The sequence below is a fragment of the Pseudomonadota bacterium genome (assembly GCA_039193195.1).
GTDB lineage: Bacteria > Pseudomonadota > Gammaproteobacteria > Steroidobacterales > JBCBZW01 > JBCBZW01.
The window spans coordinates 26,627-49,454 of sequence record JBCCWS010000017.1; the positions used below are offsets into that span (position 1 = coordinate 26,627).

Annotated in this window: 15 protein-coding genes and 4 tRNA genes; 15 read left to right on the plus strand and 4 right to left on the minus strand. The window is 63.4% G+C overall.

Going from position 1 to position 22,828, the window contains the following annotated elements; all coding sequences use genetic code 11:
- Positions 1-5 precede the first annotated feature (5 nt).
- Positions 6-2,195, minus strand: a complete 2,190-nt coding sequence (locus tag AAGA68_14560) for a putative Ig domain-containing protein (protein ID MEM9386280.1) — start codon at positions 2,193-2,195, stop codon at positions 6-8.
- Between the two features lie 620 nt (positions 2,196-2,815).
- Here AAGA68_14560 and AAGA68_14565 point away from each other — a divergent pair.
- Together AAGA68_14565 and wecB are read left to right on the plus strand one after the other, a co-directional pair.
- Entirely contained in the window at positions 2,816-3,817 is a 1,002-nt protein-coding gene (locus AAGA68_14565) for a putative Ig domain-containing protein (protein MEM9386281.1), read from the plus strand.
- 105 nt (positions 3,818-3,922) lie between these two features.
- Positions 3,923-5,044: a UDP-N-acetylglucosamine 2-epimerase (non-hydrolyzing) gene (wecB, locus tag AAGA68_14570; protein MEM9386282.1), complete on the plus strand. Its 1,122-nt coding sequence runs from the start codon at positions 3,923-3,925 to the stop codon at positions 5,042-5,044.
- On the opposite strand, the gene AAGA68_14575 is transcribed toward wecB, so the two are convergent.
- Both AAGA68_14575 and AAGA68_14580 read right to left on the minus strand, forming a co-directional pair.
- Positions 5,041-6,270 carry a glycosyltransferase gene (locus tag AAGA68_14575; GenBank protein MEM9386283.1) on the minus strand — a complete coding sequence of 410 codons (1,230 nt, stop codon included), beginning with the start codon at positions 6,268-6,270 and terminating at the stop codon, positions 5,041-5,043. The two genes, wecB and AAGA68_14575, sit on opposite strands and share 4 nt — an antisense overlap.
- A gap of 347 nt (positions 6,271-6,617) precedes the next feature.
- Positions 6,618-6,692, minus strand: a tRNA-Val gene (locus tag AAGA68_14580).
- 177 nt (positions 6,693-6,869) lie between these two features.
- Here AAGA68_14580 and AAGA68_14585 point away from each other — a divergent pair.
- From AAGA68_14585 to AAGA68_14605, 5 genes are all read left to right on the plus strand, one after another.
- Positions 6,870-8,015, plus strand: a complete 1,146-nt coding sequence (locus AAGA68_14585) for a TIGR03088 family PEP-CTERM/XrtA system glycosyltransferase (GenBank protein ID MEM9386284.1) — start codon at positions 6,870-6,872, stop codon at positions 8,013-8,015.
- A gap of 92 nt (positions 8,016-8,107) precedes the next feature.
- Entirely contained in the window at positions 8,108-9,526 is a 1,419-nt protein-coding gene (gene gltX, locus AAGA68_14590) for a glutamate--tRNA ligase (protein MEM9386285.1), read from the plus strand.
- A gap of 60 nt (positions 9,527-9,586) precedes the next feature.
- Positions 9,587-9,662: transfer RNA gene (locus tag AAGA68_14595), tRNA-Ala, on the plus strand.
- A 30-nt stretch (positions 9,663-9,692) separates the two neighbouring features.
- Positions 9,693-9,768 (plus strand) — tRNA-Glu (locus AAGA68_14600).
- Positions 9,769-9,806: 38 nt separating this feature from the next.
- Positions 9,807-9,882 (plus strand) — tRNA-Glu (locus tag AAGA68_14605).
- Positions 9,883-9,931: 49 nt separating this feature from the next.
- Here AAGA68_14605 and AAGA68_14610 read toward each other — a convergent pair.
- Positions 9,932-10,390 (minus strand): YHS domain-containing (seleno)protein, encoded by a 459-nt coding sequence (locus AAGA68_14610; GenBank protein ID MEM9386286.1) that lies wholly within the window; start codon positions 10,388-10,390, stop codon positions 9,932-9,934.
- A 182-nt stretch (positions 10,391-10,572) separates the two neighbouring features.
- On the opposite strand from AAGA68_14610, the gene AAGA68_14615 reads away from it, so the two are divergent.
- The 8 genes from AAGA68_14615 (at position 10,573) to prsR (ending at position 22,817) form a co-directional block, all read left to right on the plus strand.
- Entirely contained in the window at positions 10,573-12,171 is a 1,599-nt protein-coding gene (locus AAGA68_14615) for a glucose-6-phosphate isomerase (GenBank protein ID MEM9386287.1), read from the plus strand.
- Positions 12,172-12,191: 20 nt separating this feature from the next.
- Entirely contained in the window at positions 12,192-14,327 is a 2,136-nt protein-coding gene (glgX, locus tag AAGA68_14620; protein MEM9386288.1) for a glycogen debranching protein GlgX, read from the plus strand.
- A gap of 253 nt (positions 14,328-14,580) precedes the next feature.
- Positions 14,581-15,810: an MFS transporter gene (locus AAGA68_14625; GenBank protein ID MEM9386289.1), complete on the plus strand. Its 1,230-nt coding sequence runs from the start codon at positions 14,581-14,583 to the stop codon at positions 15,808-15,810.
- Entirely contained in the window at positions 15,803-16,312 is a 510-nt protein-coding gene (locus AAGA68_14630; GenBank protein MEM9386290.1) for a low molecular weight phosphotyrosine protein phosphatase, read from the plus strand. The genes AAGA68_14625 and AAGA68_14630 overlap by 8 nt, the downstream gene beginning before the upstream one ends.
- A gap of 143 nt (positions 16,313-16,455) precedes the next feature.
- Positions 16,456-17,289, plus strand: a complete 834-nt coding sequence (locus tag AAGA68_14635) for a hypothetical protein (protein ID MEM9386291.1) — start codon at positions 16,456-16,458, stop codon at positions 17,287-17,289.
- 498 nt (positions 17,290-17,787) lie between these two features.
- The gene (locus AAGA68_14640) at positions 17,788-19,236 is read left to right on the plus strand and encodes a TIGR03013 family XrtA/PEP-CTERM system glycosyltransferase (protein ID MEM9386292.1); all 1,449 of its coding nucleotides are present in this window, start codon (positions 17,788-17,790) and stop codon (positions 19,234-19,236) included.
- A 66-nt stretch (positions 19,237-19,302) separates the two neighbouring features.
- Positions 19,303-21,447, plus strand: coding sequence for an XrtA/PEP-CTERM system histidine kinase PrsK (gene prsK, locus AAGA68_14645; GenBank protein ID MEM9386293.1), 2,145 nt, complete (start codon positions 19,303-19,305; stop codon positions 21,445-21,447).
- Positions 21,444-22,817 (plus strand): PEP-CTERM-box response regulator transcription factor, encoded by a 1,374-nt coding sequence (gene prsR / locus AAGA68_14650; protein ID MEM9386294.1) that lies wholly within the window; start codon positions 21,444-21,446, stop codon positions 22,815-22,817. Before prsK ends, prsR begins: the two co-directional genes overlap by 4 nt.
- The last annotated feature ends 11 nt before the right edge of the window (positions 22,818-22,828 follow it).

Below are 22,828 nucleotides of genomic sequence, written 5' to 3' on the forward strand. Positions count from 1 at the left end.
AAGGCTTAGGGCGGGAGCGTGGCGCTGACCTCATCCGAATAGGCACTCTCGATGCCAACGTCATTGACCGCCGTGATGGCGAAGAAGTACTCACCCTCCATCAGTCCCTCCACGACGTAGCTCGAGAGCCCTGGGTTGTCGAGTGCTACCTCTTCTGTGTAGGAGCCGGTCGCGGTGCCGTAGTGGATACGGTAGCCCGCCAGATTCGTCAGCGCGGAGTCATCCGTGTTCTCGGTCGGTGGTGTCCAGCTCAGGGTTACGGAGTTTCCGCCGTCTGCCAGGACCTCGATCGAAAACGCCATCAGCGATGCGCTGTCGACACCGTCTGTCACCGTGATGAGGATGTTCTCGTAGAGGCCCACATCCGCCGCTTCTGGCGTTCCAGAGAGCTCCCCTGTGGTGGTGGAGAAGGACGCCCAGGAGGGGACATTGTCTACGGTGAAAGACAAGGTGTCTCCATCCGGATCATCCGCATCAGGGGCGAACAGGTAGCTGCTGCCGGCCACGACCTGGGGGTCGGCCTCACCCTCGATGGTGGGTACTGCGTTCGGTACTGCCTCCACACTGATGGCGAAGGCGTCGAGGGCGGCTTCGGCGGACCCGTCTGAGACGGCGATGACAATCGCGGCGTAGCTTCCCTCATCACCTTCTTGTGGGGTACCTGACAACTCGCCCGTAACGGTCGAGAAGGTCGCCCAGTCCGGTGCGTTATCGATGCTGAAGGTGAGCGTGTCGCCGTCTTCGTCGTCGGCGTTGGGCGTGAAGCTGTACAGCTCGCCCACGACCACGGCGACAGGTGGTGTGCCCGCGATCGTCGGGGCGGAGTTGGGTTCGTCGTCAACGCGGATGCTGAAGGCACTGATGGCCGCCGAGTCCTGGCCGTCTGACACGGTGATAGCAATGCCAGCGTAGGTGCCAACGTCTGCCGTGTTGGGCGTGCCGGACAGCTGACCCGTGAGGGTAGAGAAGCTGGCCCAGTCCGGTGCGTTTTCGATGCTGAAGGTGAGCGTGTCGCCGTCTTCGTCCTCGGCGCTGGGCGTGAAGGTGTACAGCTCACCTACGACCACGGCGGAGGGTGGGGTGCCTGAGATCGTCGGCGCGGAGTTTGGCGCCGGGTCGACGCGAATGCTGAAGGCGCCGATGGTGGCCGAATCCTGCCCGTCTGACACGCTGATCAGCAGTCCGGTGTAGGTGCCGGCGTCGGCGTCTTGCGGTACGCCCGATATGGCGCCCGTAGCAGGAGAGAAGCTGAGCCACGCCGGTAGATTGAGGGCGCTGAAGGTGAGCGAGTCGCCATCCGCGTCGCTTGCGGAAGGCTGGAATACGTAGGGACTGCCCGCGACCGTACTTGCGGGTGGGACTCCCGCGATCGTCGGTGGGGTGTTGACCGGTGGCGGTGGCGGTGGCGCCTCGGGTGTAGAAACAGCAATGGTCGTCGGTGGCAAGGAGTCGAGCAGCGCGCCGTCCGATACCGTGATCACCATGTTGGGATAGCTCCCCACGTCTGCCGTTTGCGGCGTACCGCTTAGGGTGCCCGTGGAGCTTGAGAAGGTCGCCCACGGTGGTGCGCCCGCCACGCTGAAGGTCAGCGTGTCGCCGTCCTCATCGCTCGCCATTGGGGTGAAGCTATACGGTTGGCCAACCGTGGCGTTAGTGGAGGGAGTACCAGAGATGCGTGGCGCCTGGTTAATCGGCGCAGGAGGTTCTGGATCATCGCCCGCGACGACGACGATGTCGAAGGGCGAAATGGCGGATTCGGCCGTGCCGTCGGACACGCTGATAACGATATCGGTGTAGGTCCCGACGTCCTCCTGCGTGGGTTGACCGCTCAACGATCCGTCCTGCTCCGAGAAGATGGCCCACCCTGGCGCGTTGTCGACCTTGAAGGTCAGAGCGTCGTTGTCCGGGTCGCTAGCATCGGGCACGAAGACGTACATACGTTCTGCCTCCGCCTGTGCTGGCGGTGACCCGGAGATGATAGGCGCCGTGTTGGAGTCACCGGGTTGCGGTGGCGCAGTGCCGGTGCCGCCCCCCGATCCCTCGCCTCCGCAGGCTGCCAGGAAAAGCGCGACTGCTGCGGGCCACAATAGGTGGTACCGAAGAGGCGCTGCCTCCGGGGTGCGGGCGCGGTCGTCTCGTGCTAGCGAGGGGATGGGCCGGGGCGACGAAGCACAGGCGGCGGTCGATGCTGGCATGGAGAACACGATCCTCCGAGGAATTCGGGGCTGCGGATTGATCTGTTGACCTGGGGCCGCTTGAGTCAGTTAAGTTCGCCAAGTCGCCCTGGACCAACAGCCACCTGACGCCCATCGACCGCATCTCGCAGAGGTGAGCTGAAGGCCGTGGGCGCGACATGGCGACGGTTTGTTGACAGGTCTGGGGCGTTAACGACCGGTTTTTGGCGTCCTTGAGCCGCGTTACTTGCGGTGGATCACACTTCCTTTGGTTTCCTGTGGCGGTTTGCACCCGATATGTCCGAATCTCGGCAGGTGTCGACAATTCGCCGACAAGCGTGTTTCCGCATGGGGACAGGTTCCGGAGGAGCTAGTTCTTGATACTTAGGACGACCTGAGGGTGCACCTATCGCCGAGCACCACGGGAATGAGCTAGCATGTCGCGCGGCGCGCAGGGCCGGAGGTACGGCGCCTCCTTCGCGCACCTCTCCTGGCCAGGAAACGGCCGAATCGAGCTTGCACGAGGCCTTGCTCGGATTGGGGGTAAATCGACACCGAGCTCGTTTGACGGGCCACAGCGGCCCGAGACGATCTGGCATCGTCTGACAGTCTCCGACGGGAACTAAGGAAGGAACACCGTTTTGACGACCTCTGTAGACCATCCCCGCATGGCTGCGGCCGCGGCGCCCAAACGCCAGTCGTGGAGGCTTGCGATCGGCATGGCGTTCGCGATGTTGCTCGCCGGCTGCGGCGGGGGAGGCAGTGGGCCGGTATCCCCAGGCGATTCGTCGCCGCCTCCTGAGGATGATGTTGCGACGAACGGTCCACCCACGATCAGCGGCGTCCCGGATCTCGCCGTCGAGGCGGGAGACGCGTATCGCTTCGAACCCGCGGCAAGCGATCCTGATGGTGACAGCTTGGTGTTCAGCGTCGATAACGCGCCAGGCTGGAGCCGCTTCTCGACCACCACTGGGGAGCTGAGCGGTGTGCCCGAAGGCTCTGATGTGGGGGCCTATCCGGACATAACCATCAGGGTTTCCGATGGCACGCAGTCCGCATCCCTGCGCTTTACCGTGGTCGTCTCGACACCCGCCGGCAACTTGCCGCCCGAGCTAAGCGGCGACCCGGATCCAGAGGTGGTCGCTTCCGAGACCTACCGATTCGTTCCGACAGCTGTCGACGCCGATGGCGATCCGCTTACCTTCGACGTGCAAGGAAGGCCCGACTGGGCGAGCTTCTCTCAGACCACGGGCGAACTAAGCGGCACGCCAGGCGAGGGCGATGTGGGCACCTACACGGGAATAGTCATCTCCGTGTCAGATGGGTTTTCAACATCCATGCTCGGGCCCTTTGATATCGACGTGATCCCGTCCGGGCGTTTCTCCGTGACCTTCAGCTGGATGCCACCTACGGAGAACACTGACGACTCCGCACTAACGGACCTGATCGGGTACAGGGTCTATCAGGGCGTTGAATCTGGTGTTTACACTCAGGACATCACCATCGACAACGCCGGCCTGTCCTCCTTCATGCTCGACGGGCTCGCGGAGGGAACCTACTACTTCGCGATCACGGCCGTAAACTCCATCGGTATCGAAAGCGAGTTCTCCAATGAGGTCTCGGCGACGATCCCCAGGTTCTAGTCGGGTTGGTTCTAGTGCGTGCCTGAAGGGTGGGGCTGATTCCTCGCATCCCGTGCCACTTGCTGGCATGATCGCCCGCATTTCGATCGTCGCCCGGGGGTCCTGATGACTGCGCTTGTTCACCTGATCGCCGGTGCACGCCCTAACTTCATGAAGATTGCGCCTATCGTCCGGGCGTTCCAATCACGCCCGAGCGATTTCCAGTTCCAGATCATCCATACGGGGCAACACTACGATCGCCAGATGAGCGACGTCTTCTTCGAAGAGTTGGGCATTCCGCATCCCGATCAGCACCTCGACGCTGGCGGCGGGTCTCACGCCGAGCAGACGGCCAAGATCATGACCGCCTACGAACAGGTGGTAGCGGCAGAACGGCCGGACTGTACCACGGTCGTGGGCGATGTGAACTCAACGGTTGCCTGTTCCCTAGTAGCAACCAAGATGCACATCCCAGTAGCCCACGTAGAGGCGGGCTTGCGCAGCGGCGATCGCCGCATGCCGGAGGAGATCAATCGGCTGGTGACCGATGCGATCAGCGATATCTTTTTCACCACTGAGCGCGCAGGGTTGGAGAATCTTCTCGCCGAGGGCAAACCCATATCGGCCGTGCACTTCGTCGGTCACGTCATGGTGGATAATCTGCTTTACCAGCTCAGCCGGCTAAACGACCTTCATGAAGATAGCCTTGAGGGCCGGGAGCTCAAGTCGCAGCTCGGTCGGTACGGTGTGGTAACCATGCACCGACCGTCGAACGTTGACGATCCCCGGGTTCTGTCAGGGATAATCGATGCCCTCACACGTATCGCGGACGACTTGCCCCTGGTGTTCCCCGTGCACCCGCGCACGCGAAAGAACATGGATGCTGCGGGGATCACCGTGCCTTCCAGCATAAGCTTGATCGGGCCGTTGTCTTATATGGCGTTCCTAAACATGTGGAAGGACGCTTCCTTGGTGCTCACCGATAGCGGCGGTTTGCAAGAGGAGACCACGGCGTTGGGGGTCCCTTGCCTGACGATGCGCGAGAACACTGAGAGACCGGTGACCGTTAGCGAAGGGACCAATCAGCTCGTCGGCACGGACCCCGTCACCATCGAGCGTGCCGCACGCGAGATTCTCGCGGGAGCTGTGCCCGCAGGGCGCAGACCTGAACTGTGGGATGGTAGCGCTGCCGTCAGGATCGTTGACGAGCTCGCCCGATTCCTTGGCGGCGGCAGCGCTGCAGACTAGGTGATTGAGTCGAGCAGTTCGGCAAGGCGACCGGTTAGGGCACGTCGCGAGTAGCGCTCCACCTTCCGCGGATCGGCCGCTTTCGCCAGCCCGCTTTGCAGCTGTCTGATCATCTGAGGTAATAGGTCGATGATTGGGGCGGTCGCACTAAGCGGCGTGACCCAGGGCAACCCGAGCGATTGCAGCAGCTTGCCCGTGTCTCCTGCGGGGTCGGTGAGTGCGAGTATCGGTTGACCAGTTCGAAGGTACTCATAGAGTTTGGCGGGGATTTGCTCGTTGCACGTCTCGCTCTGCAGCACCAACAGCGCGTCCACGGACATCATCTCGGCAAGCGCCTCCTCGTACGTCACCCTCGGCAATATCTCGACAAAGTCCTCCACGCCGTGGTGACTTGCAACGCTGCGCACGAACGACTCTCGAACCGGAGCGCGAAAGCGAATCGTCAGCTTTGCTGGGGTGAGTTCCCCGCGCTGACGTAGGGTGGAAATCGCCTCGAACAACGCGCTCGGGTTGCGCTCTTGCTCGTAGACCATGCCACTGTGCAAGAGCACCATCGCCCGCCCGTCCCGGTCTGGTGGGCAGCGACTTAGGCCGTCGAAGGCGCCTTCGTCGTAGCCGTTCTCGATAAGCTCGAAGCGATCTACAGGAGTGTGTGCATAGCGTTCGCGGTACATGGCTACCGCTGAGGGTGCCACGAACACTAACTTGTCCGCTTGGGCGACCGCTAGCTGCTCGGTGTCGACGAACGCTCGGTGTTGGCGCGGGTCCGATGGGTACCCGTCTTGGGCCATCGGATCGCGGAAGTCGGCTATCCACGGCACCTGTAGCTTGTGTGCCATGTAGTGGCCTACATGGTGCGCAGTGGCGATTGGGTAGGTGCTCCAGACAGCGTGTGGCCGGGCCTTGCGCAGCTCAGTCAGGGCGAAGCGCGCAAACCAGCGCCACGACGTCCATCGGTCCGGCAGCGCTAGGTGACCCGGGTAGCGCCCACCAAGGGATAGGTGCCGCGCCGTATCCAGGCACCCCGTTCGGATCACCTGACACTGCGCCGGCAACAGCTTCTCGGTCTCAACATCGACGTTACGGTGTATGCCACGCCAGGGGGTGAGCACCACTGGGCGCCAGCCGAAGGCGGGCAAGTGCTGGACGAAGCGAAGCGTTCGCTGCACGCCGCTCGTACCCACGAGAGGGGGAAACTGAAAAGCTGTAAGGACGATCGTCTTCATTTCGTTTCGCGGCGTAGCGGCCCTGGACCGGTCGCCCAGGTCACCTTGAGCGCAGGATGATAGGACGCTTCGCGCAGGGTCGATAGGGAATCGTGAGCAGTTCGATCGATTGTATCCGCGCAGGCGGGTGGTGGGGCGCGAAGCCGCCCTCGGGTCGCGTGGGGGCGGTGGTTCGCCTCGGCGGGCCGACGCGTGGGGACTCGCCCGATCGCACCACGCAGGTTCGCTCGAGAATCGCGGGCGCTCAAGCGACCGCGGGCGCCGGGGACGGAACCCTCGGGGCTCCCTGTCTGACGCCCCTCGAGTTGGGTCGGGGCCGTAGACAGATCCCGCGCGGTGGAGGGAAATGGTGGGCGATGCTGGGATTGAACCAGCGACCCCTGCCGTGTGAAGGCAGTGCTCTCCCGCTGAGCTAATCGCCCCTCAGAGCGGCGTAGGATAGCGACCGTGATTCCCCTCGTCAAAGACGGACGTCAGGCTGGGCAGGGGCCGAAGGACGTAGTCTGCTGCACCCAATGTGAACTCCCCGTATCCTCTCGCTCCTAGCCGTCGACACCTAACTCACGGATCCTCCTGTCAAGGCCGCTTTGGAAGAGCCCATGTCCGCACCGCTGATCGCTCATGTCATCACTCGTTTGGCCATCGGCGGCCTCGAAAACGGGCTAGTCAACCTCATCAACGCCATCTCACCGGAGCGCTACCGCCATGCGATCGTGTGCATGGAGGACTTCACTGATTTCCGAGAGCGCATTCAGGCGCCCGGCGTTGACGTCATCGCTATGCATAAGCGGCCCGGGCAGGACCCGGGGGCCCAGTGGCGCTTGTTCAAGCGCCTTCGGGAAATGCGTCCGGCGATCTTGCACACGCGGAATCTGACGGCACTCGATGCGCTGTTTCCAGCGATGCTGGCGGGCGTCTCGCGCCGTGTGCATGGCGAACATGGTCGGGACGTGGACGATCCTGACGGCACTAATGTGAAATGGCAGATCGTGCGCAAGGTGCATAGGCCGCTCGTCAAGCACTTCATCACCGTGTCACAAGATCTCGAGGGGTACCTATGCGATAAGATAGGTGTGGCACCAAATCGCGTGACGCAGATTTACAACGGCGTAGACACTGAGCGCTTTCGTCCGCCCCAAGCCGAGCAGCGCGAGCCATTACCCGCGCCGTCTAATTTCGCCCCGGACGACGCCGTCGTGATCGGTACGGTCGGTCGCCTGCAGCCGATCAAGCACCAAATCCTTCTGGCGCGCGCCTTCGCGCAATTGCTTGCCCAAGCACCCCATCTGCGAGGCCGCGCCAGGCTGGCGATCGTCGGCGACGGGGACACTTTTGGAGCTCTCAGGGCCTTCGTGCACGAGGCGGGGATCGCCGAGCAAAGTTGGCTCCCTGGAGCGCGAAACGACGTCGAAGTGCTGTATAGAGGCTTCGATTTGTTCGTATTGCCTTCCCTCGGTGAGGGCATCTCGAACACGATCCTCGAGGCGATGGCCTCCGGTCGGCCGGTCGTCGCTACCGCCGTCGGCGGCAACGTCGAGCTTGTCGAAGACGGTGTCACAGGTTGCCTGGTGCCGTCCGACGACGTGCAGGTGCTGGCGGATACGCTCCAGAGGTACGTGGAAGACTCCGCCCTCCGTGCGCGCCAAAGCGAGGCGGCGCGCGCCGATGCACTAGCACGCTACAGCATGGAGGCGATGGTCGGCAGCTACCTGAAGGTGTACGACGAACTGATGGCGCGCCGCTAGGCGCGATGGCCGACACAGTCGCGGGCCCAGGTGCCCAAGGCGGTCCGCTGCCGGTATCCTAAGCGCCTTTCCCGCACCGCTCCCGAGCACCCATGACCGTCAGAACCCGCTTCGCCCCTAGCCCGACCGGCTACCTGCACATCGGCGGCGCCCGCACCGCCCTTTACTGCTACCTCTATGCCCGCCGTCACAACGGTCAGTTCATCCTGCGAGTGGAGGACACGGACCGGGAGCGCTCCACCCCCGAAGCGGTGCAGGCAATCCTCGACGGCATGCAGTGGCTAGGGCTGCAGCACGACGAGGGCCCCTTCTTTCAAACCGAGCGCTTCGCTCGTTACCAGGAGGTGATCCAGCAGCTCTTGGACGAAGGGAAGGCATACTATTGCTACTGCTCGAAGGATCGCATCGATCGGGTGCGCGTGGAGCAGATGGCGCGTAAGGAGAAGCCGCGTTACGACGGTCACTGCCGCGACAACCCCGACGCAGTCGTGCAGGGCGTCAAACCCGTGGTCCGCTTCAAGACGCCCCTGGACGGCACGATCATCGTCGAGGATCAGGTGCGCGGCCACGTGGCCTTCGACAACACGGAACTTGATGATCTGGTCATCGCCCGCGCCGACGGCACGCCCACCTACAACTTCACGGTCGTGGTGGACGATATGGACATGGGCATCACGCACGTAGTGCGTGGCGATGATCATCTCAACAACACGCCGCGCCAGATGCACATCTACAACGCTCTCGGCGCGACGCCACCTTCCTTCGCTCACGTACCGATGATCTTAGGTCCAGACGGTACCAAGCTCTCCAAACGCCACGGAGCGACGAGTGTGATCGAGTACCGGGATCAGGGCTACCTGCCCGAGGCGATTCTCAACTACCTAGTACGCCTCGGCTGGTCGCATGGGGATCAGGAGGTCTTCTCGCGCGAGGAGATGATCTCCCTGTTCGACATCGCCGATGTGAATCAATCGGCTTCGGCGATCAACCCGGAGAAACTCAACTGGCTTAACGCCCACTACATCAAGACGCTGCCGATGCCAGGGCTGGTGGACGAGTTCCGATGGCATCTCCATCGTCAGGGCATCGCCTATGTCGGTGGACCCGACGAGGGGGCCGTCTTCATCGCCCTGCGCGAGCGGGCCAAGACGCTCATGGAGATGGCGAACACGAGTCGCTTCTTCTACGAACCGATCACTGCCTACGAGGAGAAGGCTGCGCGCAAGAACCTCAAGCCCGAGGCGGCCGATGTGCTACGGAGGGTGATCGAGGGTCTAGAGGAGCTTGATGTCTGGGAGGCGGAGCCTATCCACGCGGTGGTGGTTGGCGTGTCCGAAGCCCTCGAGCTGAAGCTGGGCAAAGTGGCGCAGCCGATTCGCGTGGCGGTGACGGGCACCGCGGTTTCCCCGCCGATCGATGTGACCTTATCGGTACTGGGGAAGGAGGCGGTACTGGAGCGTCTAGCGGCCGCCGTCACCTTCGCCCAAGAGGCAATACCCCCGGGACGTTGAGCTGCCCCATCCGGTCGGTTGACCGGTCCGGCGAGCGGGGGTAACCTTGCCGGCCTTGTCGGGGCTATAGCTCAGCTGGGAGAGCGCCTGCATGGCATGCAGGAGGTCGGCGGTTCGATCCCGCCTAGCTCCACCAACGCTTCCAGCACCCGCTTGGAATACCCACGTCCCCTTCGTCTAGAGGCCTAGGACTCCGCCCTTTCACGGCGGCAACAGGGGTTCGAATCCCCTAGGGGACGCCATTCCGAGCGGCCTGCTTGATCCGATTTGAAGTCCTTTTGTCCCCTTCGTCTAGAGGCCTAGGACTCCGCCCTCTCACGGCGGCAACAGGGGTTCGAATCCCCTAGGGGACGCCACTTCGTACGGGCGCGGCCGCTCGGCCGGCCCGTACTTCTCACCGATCTGTCAGAGCTTTTTGGCCGGCACCTCCGCAATGTCCGGCCAGTGGCCGTCCGCCTTCTCGATGTTGCCTGGGATGTCTTTGCGCCAAGTGGCGTAGACCTTGAGGTTCTTGTTGACGTAGAGCTGGCCATCCACGATTTCGAAGGCCTTTCCGTCGACCAGAAACTTCTTGCCGAAGGACGTGCCGAGGGCGCAATAGCCACCGTAGGCAGGCGCGAAGCGATCCGGGTCAGCCCGAAACGCGTCGCGATTCTTGGCTGTGGCGAAGCGGTAGATCGCCCCGTTGTGGCTGGCCGTGAACTCAGCACTGCCAGGCACGGGTTTGCCTTCGGTGAAGTAAGCCACGGCGTCGTGGCCAGCGAGGATCACATCGTTGCGATCGGTGCCAGTGTCGACGCCAGCGAAGGCGGCGGGGGTGGCGAGCAAAAGTAGGGCGGCATATGCCATCAGCTTGCTGAACATGGTGTCTCCTTGGTCGATCGGGGTAAGGGTGTCCCCTTTGCGCGGTACGCAGTCGCGAGGAAGTGGGTCCTGTGCGCGAAAACGTTGCGGGCAAGCCGTCGCACGGCACGGCAAGCGTCGCGGCAACGTGGCAAACTACGCGCCTTCTTGGATGCGCCATACCTTGCGGAGGAGTTCCGACGATGAGCGAGCGCAGCGTGGACTGGCCGCCCTATTTTTCAGGACTCTACATCCACCGCGAGCTCGAACTGGCCATCGACCTGAGCTTGGCGCAGATTTCCCCGGCTTTGGAAGCGGAGCTGACCCCGCGCTTTGCGGCAGCCTTCGCCCAAATGCATGCGTTGGAGTCCGGCGCCATCGCCAATCCCGACGAGCGTCGGATGGTCGGCCACTTTTGGCTTCGCGCCCCAGAGCTCGCGCCCAACGGCGAGCTTGCCGAGAGCATTCGCAACACGCGCGAGGCTGTCACCACTTTCGCTCGCGGTGTACTGGATCAGACGATCCGACCCGAGCGCCATGAGCGCTTTACGGATCTGCTGTGCATCGGCATCGGCGGGTCGGCCCTCGGGCCTCAGCTGCTGGTGGAAGCGCTGGCTGCAGCTACGGAGATGGGAGGGCTGCGCACTCATTTCATCGATAATACCGACCCAGAGGGTATCGACCGGGTAGTGGCGCCTTTGCTGCCTCGCCTCGGCACCACGCTCGTGGTCGTCACCAGCAAGTCCGGGGGCACGCCGGAGACGCGCAACGGCATGCTCGAGGTCGCGCACGTCTTCGAGTCCCACGATCTGGAGATGGGGCCACAGGCGATCGCGATCACCGGCCGCGGCAGCAAGCTCGATGCGACCGCACGCGAGGAGAACTGGCTGGCGCGCTTCTACATGGAAGACTGGGTCGGTGGGCGAACGAGTTTGTTCAGTGCCGTGGGTTTGGTGCCCGCGGCGCTAGCGGGGATCGACACGGGGGCGATGGCGCGGGGCGCAGCCGTCATGGACGAGGCCACTCGCGTCGCGAACCTGGCTGAGAATCCGGCGGCCCGCTTGGCTCTGGGCTGGTATGCAGCGGGCGAGGGCGTAGGGCAGCGCGACATGGTCATGCTTCCCTACAAGGACTCGCTGCTTCTCTTCTCCCGCTACCTGCAGCAGCTGGTGATGGAGTCCCTGGGCAAGGGTACCGACCTTGACGGTAAGGCCGTGAAGCAGGGCATCGCCGTGTACGGGAACAAGGGGTCGACGGATCAGCATGCCTACGTGCAGCAGTTGCGGGAGGGGCTCGACAATTTCTTCGTGACCTTCGTTGAAGTGCTCCGAGGCCGCGACGGTGGGTCGGTCACCGTTGAGCACGATACGAGCAGCGCCGACTACCTGTCGGGCTTTCTGCATGGCACGCGCCAAGCGCTGGCAGAGAATGGGCGGCGCTCGATTACGATCACCGTCCCCGTGGTGGACGCCCGTCGCCTCGGCGCCCTGATCGCCCTCTACGAACGCACTGTGGGGTTGTACGCCCACCTGGTGAACATCAACGCTTACCACCAGCCGGGCGTGGAGGCCGGCAAACGAGCGGCGGGCGAGCGACTGCAGCTCCAGCATGCGGTGCTGGCCGCCCTGAGGGACGCGGATGGCCACGCCCTCGGCCTGGATGCGCTCGCCGCGAGCGCGGGTAGCGACGATCTGATCGCAGTGTTTCAGACGGTACGCCACCTCGATGCAAATCGGCCCGAGGTGCGTCTCTCCGGGGATCCGCGCAAGCCAGAGGGCCTGCGGGTGCAGTTGACCGCGTAGCGCACACGTCAGCGATTCAGATGCCCCCAGCAGCTTTGCCGTCGGCGGTCAGCGCCGGCGTCACCGAACCCCTTGGTGCGACCACTGATGCCCGCGGTGTCAACTTCGCCCTGCGCGCGCCCGATGCGACCCACGCAGAACTACTGCTGTATCGACACTCGCAGGACGTGCGCCCCTACCAGGCGGTTGAGTTGGATCGCAGCGTGCACTTCGATCATGGCATCTGGCACGTCCATGTGGCGGGGGTGGCGCACGGTACGCTTTACACATGGCGCTTGGATGGCCCGGACGATACGGCTGCATCGGGTCATCGCTTCGATCCTCTACGTGAGCTGGTGGACCCCTACGCCAGGGCCGTAGATACGTCCCATTGGCGTCGCGAAGACCACCTTGGGCAAGGACCAGCGGTTCGGCACCGCTCCATTCGCGCCATCGTCCTCGATCTGGCTCGGGAGCCGGCCGTAGACGATGCGCCCCTGCACATCCCCCTCGAGCTTGCGGTCATCTACGAGATGCATGTGGGGGGCTTCACCCGTGGCGCGGGGGCAGAGGTCACCTCGCCGGGCACGTTCCTCGGCGTGATCGAGCGGATTCCGTACCTGCAGTCCCTAGGGGTTACCCACGTCGAGCTACTGCCGATATTCGCCTTTGACGAGCAAGAGGTGCCTCCTGGCACGCGCGACGCCGGGCTTCGGAACTACTGGGGGTACAGCACTTACAGCTTCTTCGCCCCACACCCGGGCTACGCTACCTCGCCCGACACGGCGCGGCATGAGTTTCGACAGATGGTGAAGGCGCTTCACGAGGTGGGCATCGGCGTCATCTTGGACGTGGTTTTCAATCACACGGCCGAGGGCGGGGCCGGCGGGGCCGTCATCAACTTCAAAGGGGCGGGCAACGCGTTCTACTACATGCTCTCGCCCGAAGATCGGCGCCAATATCAGGACTACACGGGCTGCGGCAACACGATCAACGCAAACCATCCATGGGTGCTGCGCATGATCCTCGATTGCCTGCGCTACTGGGTGAGGGAGATGCATGTGGACGGCTTTCGCTTCGACATTGCCAGCGCCCTCACGCGCCTGGCGGACGGTAGCGTGCACCACGATGCGCCCGCCGCGTGGGCGATCGAGCTGGAGCCCGTACTGGCCAAGACGCATCTGATCGCCGAATGCTGGGATGCGGCTGGACTCTACCAGGTGGGAAGCTTCCCGGGCCTTCGTTGGGCAGAGTGGAATGGTCGCTATCGGGACTGCGTGCGCCGCTTCGTCCACGGTCAGCCCGGCGCTCATGCTGAGCTGGCGGCGCGCATCGCCGGTAGTGCCGACATGTACCAAGGCAGCGGCCGTACGCCGCGCAATAGCGTCAACTTCGTGACCTGCCACGACGGTTTCACCCTGGCGGACCTCGTCAGCTACGAGCGTAAGCACAACGAAGCGAACGGCGAGGGTAATCGTGACGGCGGCGACCACAACTTCAGTCGCAACCACGGTGTGGAGGGGGACACGGACCGCCCCGAAGTGCTCACCTTACGTGCCCGGCAGGTGCGCAACCACCTCACGCTGCTGCTGTTGAGCCAAGGCGCGCCGATGATCAACGCGGGCGACGAGGTGTTGCGCTCACAGCAGGGCAACAACAACCCCTGGTGTCAGGACAATCCCACCGGGTGGTTCGATTGGGAGTCCGTTGTGCGCCACGCGCACATGCTGCACTTTGTGCGCGAATTGATCGCCTTGCGCCGACGCCATCAGAGCCTGCAGCGGCGAGGATTCCTCACCGGCAAGGCCGCTCGCGGTGCGCTCCTACCGGATATCCAGTGGCATGGGCGACGCCTGCACCGACCCAATTGGGAGGATGGGGAAGCCCGGGAGCTGGCCTTCACGCTGGCAGGGGTCGAACGTCGGGAGCCTCACCTGCACGTGATGGTAAACATGGCGGATCGCCTGGCCCGGTTCATGGTGCCGCGCTATCCCGGGATCGACTGGCGCCTCGCGTTGGACACCGCGGGCCAAGCGGGGCAGGACATCCGCGGTCCGACGCAACAGCAGTCCATCGCCGGCGAGGCCTGGTGGCCCGTGCAGGCGCACGCGATCGTGGTGCTAGAGGGGTGGGATGCAACGCTCGCGGAAGGTTCCGGCGACGAGGAGGGCGCGTGAAAACGCGAGCGGGCGCGAACCTAGCGACCACCCACCGCGCTAGGAGCAGTAGCGAGGCAGGTGTCCGTTGGGCCTGTCGCAGTGGTTCGAGCCCGCACGCCGAAACCGTGAACTCTGGTGAAGCAAGTCTCGTGCCCGTTGTGGGGATACCCTATGAAACGTGCGTTTTGCTCGCCAGAAGCCGGGCCGTTGCAGTGTCATCTGTAAAGTCTCCCGACGGCGTTTCGTCGGCTGAGCCACGGCGCTGCCGCTGATGCGCTGGTACTTGGCAGGTGTTGCCAGCTGGTTCATCCCCCAGGGCATGCTGTCCGTTTTGGTGCCTTGGATCGTGGGGCATCAGCTGCACCTCGATGGGGCACGCTACTTCGGCTACGCGTATCTGGTTTTCACCCTACCGACGGTGCTCTGCGTGCTGCTCGGCGGCTGGGTCGCCGATCGCTACGATGAACGGCGAGTGCTCCTCATGAGCCAGGGGCTGCTCGGCGCGCTCGCGGCGGCGCTTGGACTCATCACCTTCGCCGGCCATCTCACCTACGGACTGCTCCTCGCCTACCTGTGCTGCGTGGGTACCGCCTCCGCCTTCGTCCGTCCGGCGCGTGACTCGCTGGTGGGGCCGGTCTCGGGAGGCCAGATCCAACGCTTTGTGACCGCCTCTACGGCGGTGCAGTTTGGTGTCCAGGTGATTGGCTTCACGCTAGCCGGCTGGGTGGAGCGAACGGGGGCAGGGCTCATGTTCAAGTTCATGGCACTCATGCTACTTATGGGCGCGTTAGCTGCTCTGCGCTTGCCTGCACCCGGCGAGCCTCGCCACGTGCAGGCGCAGCAACGGCGTGCGGCGATACGAGGCCTCCTTCACGAGCCCCTCTCAGTGCTGCGGGTGGCGCCTGGCTTGACCCCAGTGATGCTGGTCAACCTGGTGACAGGCATCTGCTACAACGGTGCCTACTTCGTTATCGTCCCCAAGCTCGTGCTCGAGCTCGAGGGGAGCGGTGCCCGAGAACTCGCCTTCGCCAATACGGCCTTCATGCTGGGAACCCTCGCCATGACCATCGAGCTCCTTCGCCGACGGGGCCTGGCGAGGCGCCACGTAACCAACCTATTTCTAGCGATAGGAGCGAACGGCATTGCACTCACGCTGATCTGCCTGTCATCGTCGATCTCGGGCGTCGTGCTGGGCATGGGCCTGTGGGGCATGGGCACGGGAGTGGCGATCGCCCTCGGGCGCACGATCGTCCAGGAGCGTTCGCCGACGGCGCTTCGCGCGCGCCTATTGGCGATGTACATGCTGACGTTTATGGCGGGTACGCCCATCGGGAGCGTGACCTTGGGATTGCTGGCGGAGCGGATCGGTGTGGTGGGAGCGGGTGTGGTGGCGGCAGCGTTCACGATGGCGGCCATCGTGCTTCTCGCTGTGGTCACGGATCTGCGTCGAGCCGATGCCTTTACGCCGAACGAGGCGGGGGTGAGTACTGGTGGTGGATAGGCGAGAGGAAGCGGCCGTAGGGGCACGCCCGCTGCCGAGTCAAGTGGTCACCGTGTGCGTGGGCAATGTCTGCCGCTCGCCCATTGCGCATGCGCTTCTGGCGGTTGCGTTGCGCGAACGCGGTACGGGTGTGCAGGTAACGTCCGCTGGCGTGCGCGCGTGTGTGGGTTTGCCGGCGGATCCCCTGTCGATCCAGCTAATGGCTGAGCGCGGTATTGACATCAGCGGGCACCGCGGTCGCCAGCTGTTGCCGAAGCAGGTGGATGGCGACACGCTGCTGATGGTGATGTCCGACGATCAGGCGAGGTGGATCCGACGCCAGCGCGGGCGTCTGTCGTCCCAGGTGGCGGCGCTCGGCAGGTTTACGGTCGGCGATATCGACGATCCGGTCGGCGGTACGCGAGCCCAGTTCGAACGCGCGTTGGGGGAGATTGAGGACGGGATCCAGGCATGGTTAGAGCAGGGTTGGGCACTGCCACATCCTCGGGTGACCCGCTCGTGAGGGAGAGGCGCAAGGTCGGTACGCTGACGAGGATTGCGTGTTGCACGCTGTGCTGTGCAGTCACGGGGCCCTGGGGCCTTTTGGCAGCCGCGCCGCGACCTACGCCCCTTCCTGGCCAAATCGGTGTGGTGGTGGATGGGCGCTTGCGCGAGATCAGTGGGATCGCCGTGTCGCCGAGCGATCCGAACCGCTTGTGGCTGCTCAATGACAGCGGCAACGGCGCCTACTTGCACGCGATCGACCGCGATGGCGAACGCCTCGCCAGTGTGCCCGTGCTCGGCGCGCGCAATCGCGATTGGGAAGACCTGGCAGCCGGGGTGATCGACGGTCGCAGCACACTCGTCATCGGTGACGTCGGCGACAATGATGCACACCGCCCCTACGTATCGCTCTACCTAGTAGCCGAGCCGAACTTGGCGCAGGGACGGGCCGCTGCCGCCGTTCGCGTGGATCGGGTCATCCATTTACGCTATCCGGGGGGGCCGCGGGATGCGGAGGGTATCGCGTTGGATCTTGAGGCGGGGCAGGTGTTGGTGCTGAGCAAGCGTACGGTGCCGCCCGTGCTCTACGCCGTGCCTCTGGCGAGCGATACGCCGACACCGGCCGACGCAGTGACCGCGCGCCAGGTGGCCGAGGTGGCCACGATTCCGCCGCCGTCGCTTTCAGCCATGGTGACCGATCCCCGATACGGGATTTACGCGTCGCAGCCGACGGCTCTCGACTACGTGCCGAACGTTGGCCTGTTGGTCATGACCTACGCACGCCCGTACCTATTCGATAGCCAGGTCCCGAGTTCACCCGAGCAGCTCCTATCGACGCCGCCACGGCCGATCGTGAGCGCCCGCCTCAAGCAGGCTGAGGCCGCAGTGATCGACGGCGAACACCTGCTGCTCACTAGTGAGCGTCTGCCGGCACCCTTGCTGCGGGTGCCCCACGCCGCGCGCACACGATCGCCAGAGACGCGCGATCGCGACTGATTGACGAAGATACGAAGATACGGATGCTGTCAATCGCCGGTCCGAGCAATCGGCGCTGCACTCGCCGGCAGTTCGAGCGGTGGGAACGGGCACTTGGGAGGCCGCTTGAAGGGGGACTCTCGGGGACTTGACCCAGTTCGGCGACAATCCCGACTAATTCTCTATCCTTTAAAGACTTATAGGCGCGGCTCGGTTACAATAATCTCGATTTAACGCCTGTTTGCAGGTTAGCGACCAGACATTTGTGACGGAAGTCACATTGGACTGTCGGTCCAGGCTTTAGCGTCCCCGGGGTCCTTCGACGGAGCAGGTCGAAGACGCCGTCAGATGCTCGTGCTGGGCCTCGCATGGAACCCCTGCAGCGGCGAACCCCTGGGGTGAGATCTCTCATCACCCTGGGCGGGTTTCCCGCTTACCGAGACCGATGCAGCTGTCGAGTCATGGACGACGGAACTGGTGCCGTGAGAACTACGCGGTGCCGGCAAAACAGGAAAGCACATGAGCACGCATTATCCGGTCGGTGCCCAGCAACGAGTGAGTGCTGGTAACCAACGCCCACGCATCATCAGCAAGTTCCTGCGTCACTACGTGAACTTGCCGGTACTGCTGCTTGCAGTCTTCGAGTTCGTCATCCTTTTCGCCGCGGCGGCCATCGCGGTTGCCGTCACCGCAGACGAGCACGTCGCACGCCTCCCCCAGCCCTGGTGCTTGCTTTTCGCTACGGTCACGAGCCTTAGCTTCATCTCGATGGGGCTCTACCGAGTGCGCAGCATCCAGCGCACGCTCGGGATGATCTTGCGCGTGGTGTTGGGGCTGTTCATGGCGGGCTTAGCCCTCGTCCTGGTGTTCTACGCATTTCCGGCCGCGTCTGTGCACCCCACTGCGCTCGGCGGCGCTCTGGTCACGGCGCTCGGCCTGGTTTCGCTGGTACGCATCGCCTTCTATCGCCTGGCGGGCGAAAATCTGTTTAAGCGACGAGTGCTGGTTTACGGCGCTGGTCGCAAGGCCGCCGGCTTGCTGAGTTTGCCGCAGCGCTACGACATGCGCGGCTTTCGCCTGCTTGGCTTCGTGCCTCCGCCGAACCTCGATCGCGAGGTGGAAGATGAGCAGGTCATCGATCTGGAGGCGAGCAGTCTTCTCGGGTACGCGCGCGAACATGACATCGATGAGATCGTGGTGGCGATCGATGATCGCCGTAACGCCTTTCCCGTGCAGGAGCTGCTGGACTGCAAGCTGCGTGGTATCAACGTTACCGACGCCATCAGCTTCGTAGAGCGCGAGACGGGCAAGGTCAAACTCGATCTGCTCTACCCGAGCTGGATGATCTTCTCCGAGGGATTCAGTCGAAATCTACTGCACTCTCGCGTACAGCGTATCTTCGATGTGATTGCGAGTCTCTCGCTACTCGCGCTCACGTGGTGGGTCATGCTGATTACGGCGTTGGCAATTTGGGTAGAAAGCGGATTCAAGCACTCAGTGCTCTACAAGCAGGTGCGAGTTGGCTTCGAGGGGCGGCACTTCGAGGTCATGAAGTTCCGCAGTATGTCCCCCGATGCTGAGAGCGGCGGCAAGGCCGTGTGGGCGATCGAAAACGATAAGCGTGTCACCCGCGTGGGCGCCGTGATTCGCAAGTACCGAATCGACGAGCTGCCGCAGATTTTCAACGTGCTGCGTGGTGACATGAGCTTCGTCGGACCGCGACCGGAACGCCCGAATTTCGTCGAGGAGCTCAGCGCCCTGATCCCGTACTACCGCGAGCGCCACTTTGTGAAGCCAGGGATTACCGGGTGGGCTCAGCTCTGCTACCGCTACGGCTCCTCGACCGAGGACGCCATGGAGAAGTTGCAGTACGACCTGTACTACCTTAAGCATCGCAGCGTGGTCTTCGATCTGATGATTCTGCTGCAGACGGCTGAGGTGGTCCTCCTGCGCCAGGGCGCGCGTTGAGCGCCAGCACTGCAATCGGGGGGCGCAGCGCCGCAGCGCCGCTGGTTTTGGCGGGGGGCTGAACAGGTGCAGGCAGCGACACTTAGCTACTCCATCGGGGCAGTCGCCTTCGCCGCACTGTTAGGCTTTCTGTTGGCACGCCGGCGCCAGCGCCTTGGCGGCGGTAGCTTGGTGCTTGCCTGCCTCGTGACCATCGCCTGGTGCACGATCGCCGCCCTGCATGCTGCGAACCTTTCGCTGCGTCCAGCGGCTGAGTGGGTATTCCTCACCGAGGCCTTGCGGGCTGGTGTTTGGCTGTCGCTCATGTTGACCCTACTCAATGCCGGGCGCGAGGCCACGGATCGCACGCCGGCCACCGCTCGCGCAGTGGTTACCGCTGTTTGGGTCAGCGCGCCGGTGCTGGTAGGGGTGCAAGTGCTCGTCGGGGTACCGCTACCCGAGTGGCTGGCACGCACCTATCATCTTTCCGGCTTGGTAATCGCGGCTACCGGCGCACTAATGGTGGAGCAGCTGTACCGAAACTCCGATGAGGAGGGGCGTTGGGCATACAAACACCTTTGCCTTGCGCTGGGAGTGGCTTTCGCGGTTGATCTGTACTTCTACGCCGAAGGGCTCCTTCTACAGCGCCTTAGCGGAGAGCTGTGGTCTGCCCGCGGTGCTGTTTGGGCTATGACGGTCCCGCTCCTATCCATCTCCGCTTCTCGCTTTCCGGACGGGCGCTCGACGCTGAGGATTTCACGGCGTCTCGCGTTCTACTCCACAAGCATGGCTGCAGTGGGTGCCTATCTGCTCGCGATGGCCGCAGGTGGCTACTACGTGCGCTCGATCGGTGGCAGCTGGGGCGCCATGGCGCAGGTGGTGTTCTTGGTCGGTGCGGTGCTGGTGTTGGCGGTCGCCCTGTTCTCAGGTCAGGCGCGCGCCAACGTCAGGGTGTTTCTGAACAAGCACTTCTATGCCTACAAGTTCGACTACCGCGAAGAGTGGTTACGGGTGATTCGTCTGCTCTTCGTTCCAGCCGCTGATGATACGACGCCTGTTCCGGCTCGAGCCCTGAAAGCAGTAGCGGAGATCATGGACAGCCCAAACGCCGGACTGTGGGTCCGCGACGATCCGAACAGCGACTATGAACCGGCGGGCGGCGATTTCGCGGGTCGCGATTCACCGGCGATCCCCGCGGACTCATCGCTCGTGCGTTTCTTGCAGGAGCAGGAGTGGATAATCGACCTAGGCGATGTGAAGGCCAGCGACGAGCGCTACAGCGATCTGGAGCTGCCCGAATGGCTGATCGGCGAGCAGCGCGCCTGGCTCGTACTACCCCTTCTTCACGGCAGTAGCCTGCTTGGCATCGTGGTGCTCGCAAATCCTCGGGCCGCCCATTCGCTGACTTGGGAAGACATCGATCTGCTGAAGACCGTCGGCCGTCAGGTGGCTGGCGTGCTCGCGGAGCATGCGTCGGCGCGACGCGTCGCCGAGGCGAGCCAGTTCGACGCGTACAACCGACTGTCAGCGTTCATCATGCACGACCTGAAGAATCTGATCGCGCAGCAGTCTCTGGTGGTTGGGAACGCGGCCCGACATAAGGACAATCCGGCCTTCGTCGAGGATGCGATTCAGACGGTGGACAACTCCGTGAAGCGTATGGGGCGCCTGTTGGAACAGTTGCAGTCCGGGCGCGTAAGTTCAACGTCGGCACGAGTAAACCTGGGCGATTTATGTCGTAAGGTAGCCGCCGATTGTTCGCGCGGTGTGTTGCCTGTGTTCGTTGAGGTGCGGGACGAGGGTCTATTCGTTGAGGCGGCGCGCGAGCAGTTCGCCCTGGTGCTAAGTCACATCGTTCGCAATGCGCAGGAAGCGAGCAGCGACGATTCCGAAGTCAAGATCAGCGTACATACCGATGAAGCGGCAGCGCGCGGCGTGATCCAGGTCACGGACATGGGTACTGGAATGGACGATCGTTTCATTCGCGAGCGCCTGTTCAAGCCCTTCGATACAACAAAAGGAAACAAGGGCATGGGCATCGGCGCCTATCAGGCGCGAGAGTTCGTTCGCGCCGCCGGCGGTGATGTTAACGTTCACAGCCAGCCCGGCCAGGGCACCCGCTTTGTTATCAGCCTGCCGCTGCTGCCTGTTGCGGAGGCTTCTGTCTATCACAGCGAGGACGAGGGTATCGCCGCCCAAGCGGCGGCCTCGCGTACGGAGGCGGTTGGGTGAGCAAGAAGCTGCCACTACTGGTGGTTGAAGATGATGCCGGGCTGCAGAAGCAGCTCAAATGGTGTTTCGACGACTACGAGGTGCTGATCGCTGGCGACCGTCAGGCGGCCATCGCCGAGCTGCGTCGGGCAGAGCCCGCAGTGGTGCTGCAGGACCTAGGCCTGCCGCCGGACGCGGATGGCGTCACCGAGGGTTTAAAGACCTTAGAGGAGATTCTGGCGCTCGCGCCCCACACCAAAGTCATTGTGGTGACCGGCAATGGCGACCGCGAGCGGGCAGTTCAGGCCGTCTCCCTCGGCGCTTACGATTTCTACCACAAGCCCCTCGATACGGACGTGCTGAAACTCATCGTCGATCGCGCGTTCTACCTGCACGAGCTCGAGGACCACAACCGCCGCCTGATGGCCTCCCAGGCCAACTCCCCCCTTGAGGGCGTGATCGCTAGCAGCGATCGCATGATGAAGGTCTGCCGATTGATCGAGAAGGTCGCGCCTACCGTGGCGACCACGCTTTTGTTGGGGGAGAGCGGCACCGGGAAGGAAGTGTTGGCGCGGGCAGTGCACGCGCTCAGCCCACGGACGAAAAAGAAGTTCATCGCTATCAACTGTGCGGCCATTCCTGAGAATTTGCTCGAGAGTGAGCTGTTCGGCTACGAGAAGGGCGCCTTTACGGGCGCGACCAAGCAGACCCCTGGCAAGATCGAGTATGCGGACGGCGGCACGCTGTTCCTCGATGAGATCGGCGACATGCCGATGCCCCTGCAAGCCAAGCTCCTTCGGTTCCTCCAAGAGCGGGTAGTCGAGCGGGTTGGGGGGCGCGAGGAGATCCCCGTGGACGTGCGTGTGGTCTGCGCAACGAACCAACACTTGGAGAGTGCGATCACTGAAGGCCGCTTCCGCGAGGATCTCTACTACCGGATTAGTGAGGTGACGGCGGACATTCCGCCGCTACGTGAACGCGACCAGGACGCAATTGTTCTTGCCCGAGCATTCCTGTCTCGTCTCAGTGCTAAGCACGGACGCAACATTCGAGGGTATTCGAGCGACGCGGTGTGGGCGATCGACGCCTACGGATGGCCCGGCAACGTGCGAGAGCTTGAGAACCGGGTGAATCGTGCGGTCATCATGGCCGAAGGCAAGCAGATTACGGCACTCGATCTCGGACTCGAAGATGTTGAGCCGGTTGAACGAGATCAGTTTAATTTGCGCGCGGTGCGCCAGCAGGCGGAGCGCCAAGCGTTGCAGCGCGGGTTAGCCATGACGGACGGCAACATCTCGAAGGCGGCGGAGCTACTCGGCGTGACGCGGCCGACCTTCTACGACCTCATGCAGAAGCACGCCCTGGGCAACGGATCGGCTAAAGCGGAATGAATGGAGAGCAG

Excerpts from the sequence above, each read along its gene's own strand:
- AAGA68_14610 (MEM9386286.1), bottom strand. The coding sequence starts at position 10,390 with ATGTTCAGCAAGCTGATGGCATATGCCGCCCTACTTTTGCTCGCCACC.
- AAGA68_14575 (MEM9386283.1), bottom strand. The coding sequence starts at position 6,270 with ATGAAGACGATCGTCCTTACAGCTTTTCAGTTTCCCCCTCTCGTGGGT.
- AAGA68_14625 (MEM9386289.1), top strand. The coding sequence starts at position 14,581 with ATGCGCTGGTACTTGGCAGGTGTTGCCAGCTGGTTCATCCCCCAGGGC.
- wecB (MEM9386282.1), top strand. The coding sequence starts at position 3,923 with ATGACTGCGCTTGTTCACCTGATCGCCGGTGCACGCCCTAACTTCATG.
- AAGA68_14615 (MEM9386287.1), top strand. The coding sequence starts at position 10,573 with ATGAGCGAGCGCAGCGTGGACTGGCCGCCCTATTTTTCAGGACTCTAC.
- gltX (MEM9386285.1), top strand. The coding sequence starts at position 8,108 with ATGACCGTCAGAACCCGCTTCGCCCCTAGCCCGACCGGCTACCTGCAC.
- glgX (MEM9386288.1), top strand. The coding sequence starts at position 12,192 with ATGCCCCCAGCAGCTTTGCCGTCGGCGGTCAGCGCCGGCGTCACCGAA.
- AAGA68_14585 (MEM9386284.1), top strand. The coding sequence starts at position 6,870 with ATGTCCGCACCGCTGATCGCTCATGTCATCACTCGTTTGGCCATCGGC.
- AAGA68_14640 (MEM9386292.1), top strand. The coding sequence starts at position 17,788 with ATGAGCACGCATTATCCGGTCGGTGCCCAGCAACGAGTGAGTGCTGGT.
- AAGA68_14560 (MEM9386280.1), bottom strand. The coding sequence starts at position 2,195 with ATGCCAGCATCGACCGCCGCCTGTGCTTCGTCGCCCCGGCCCATCCCC.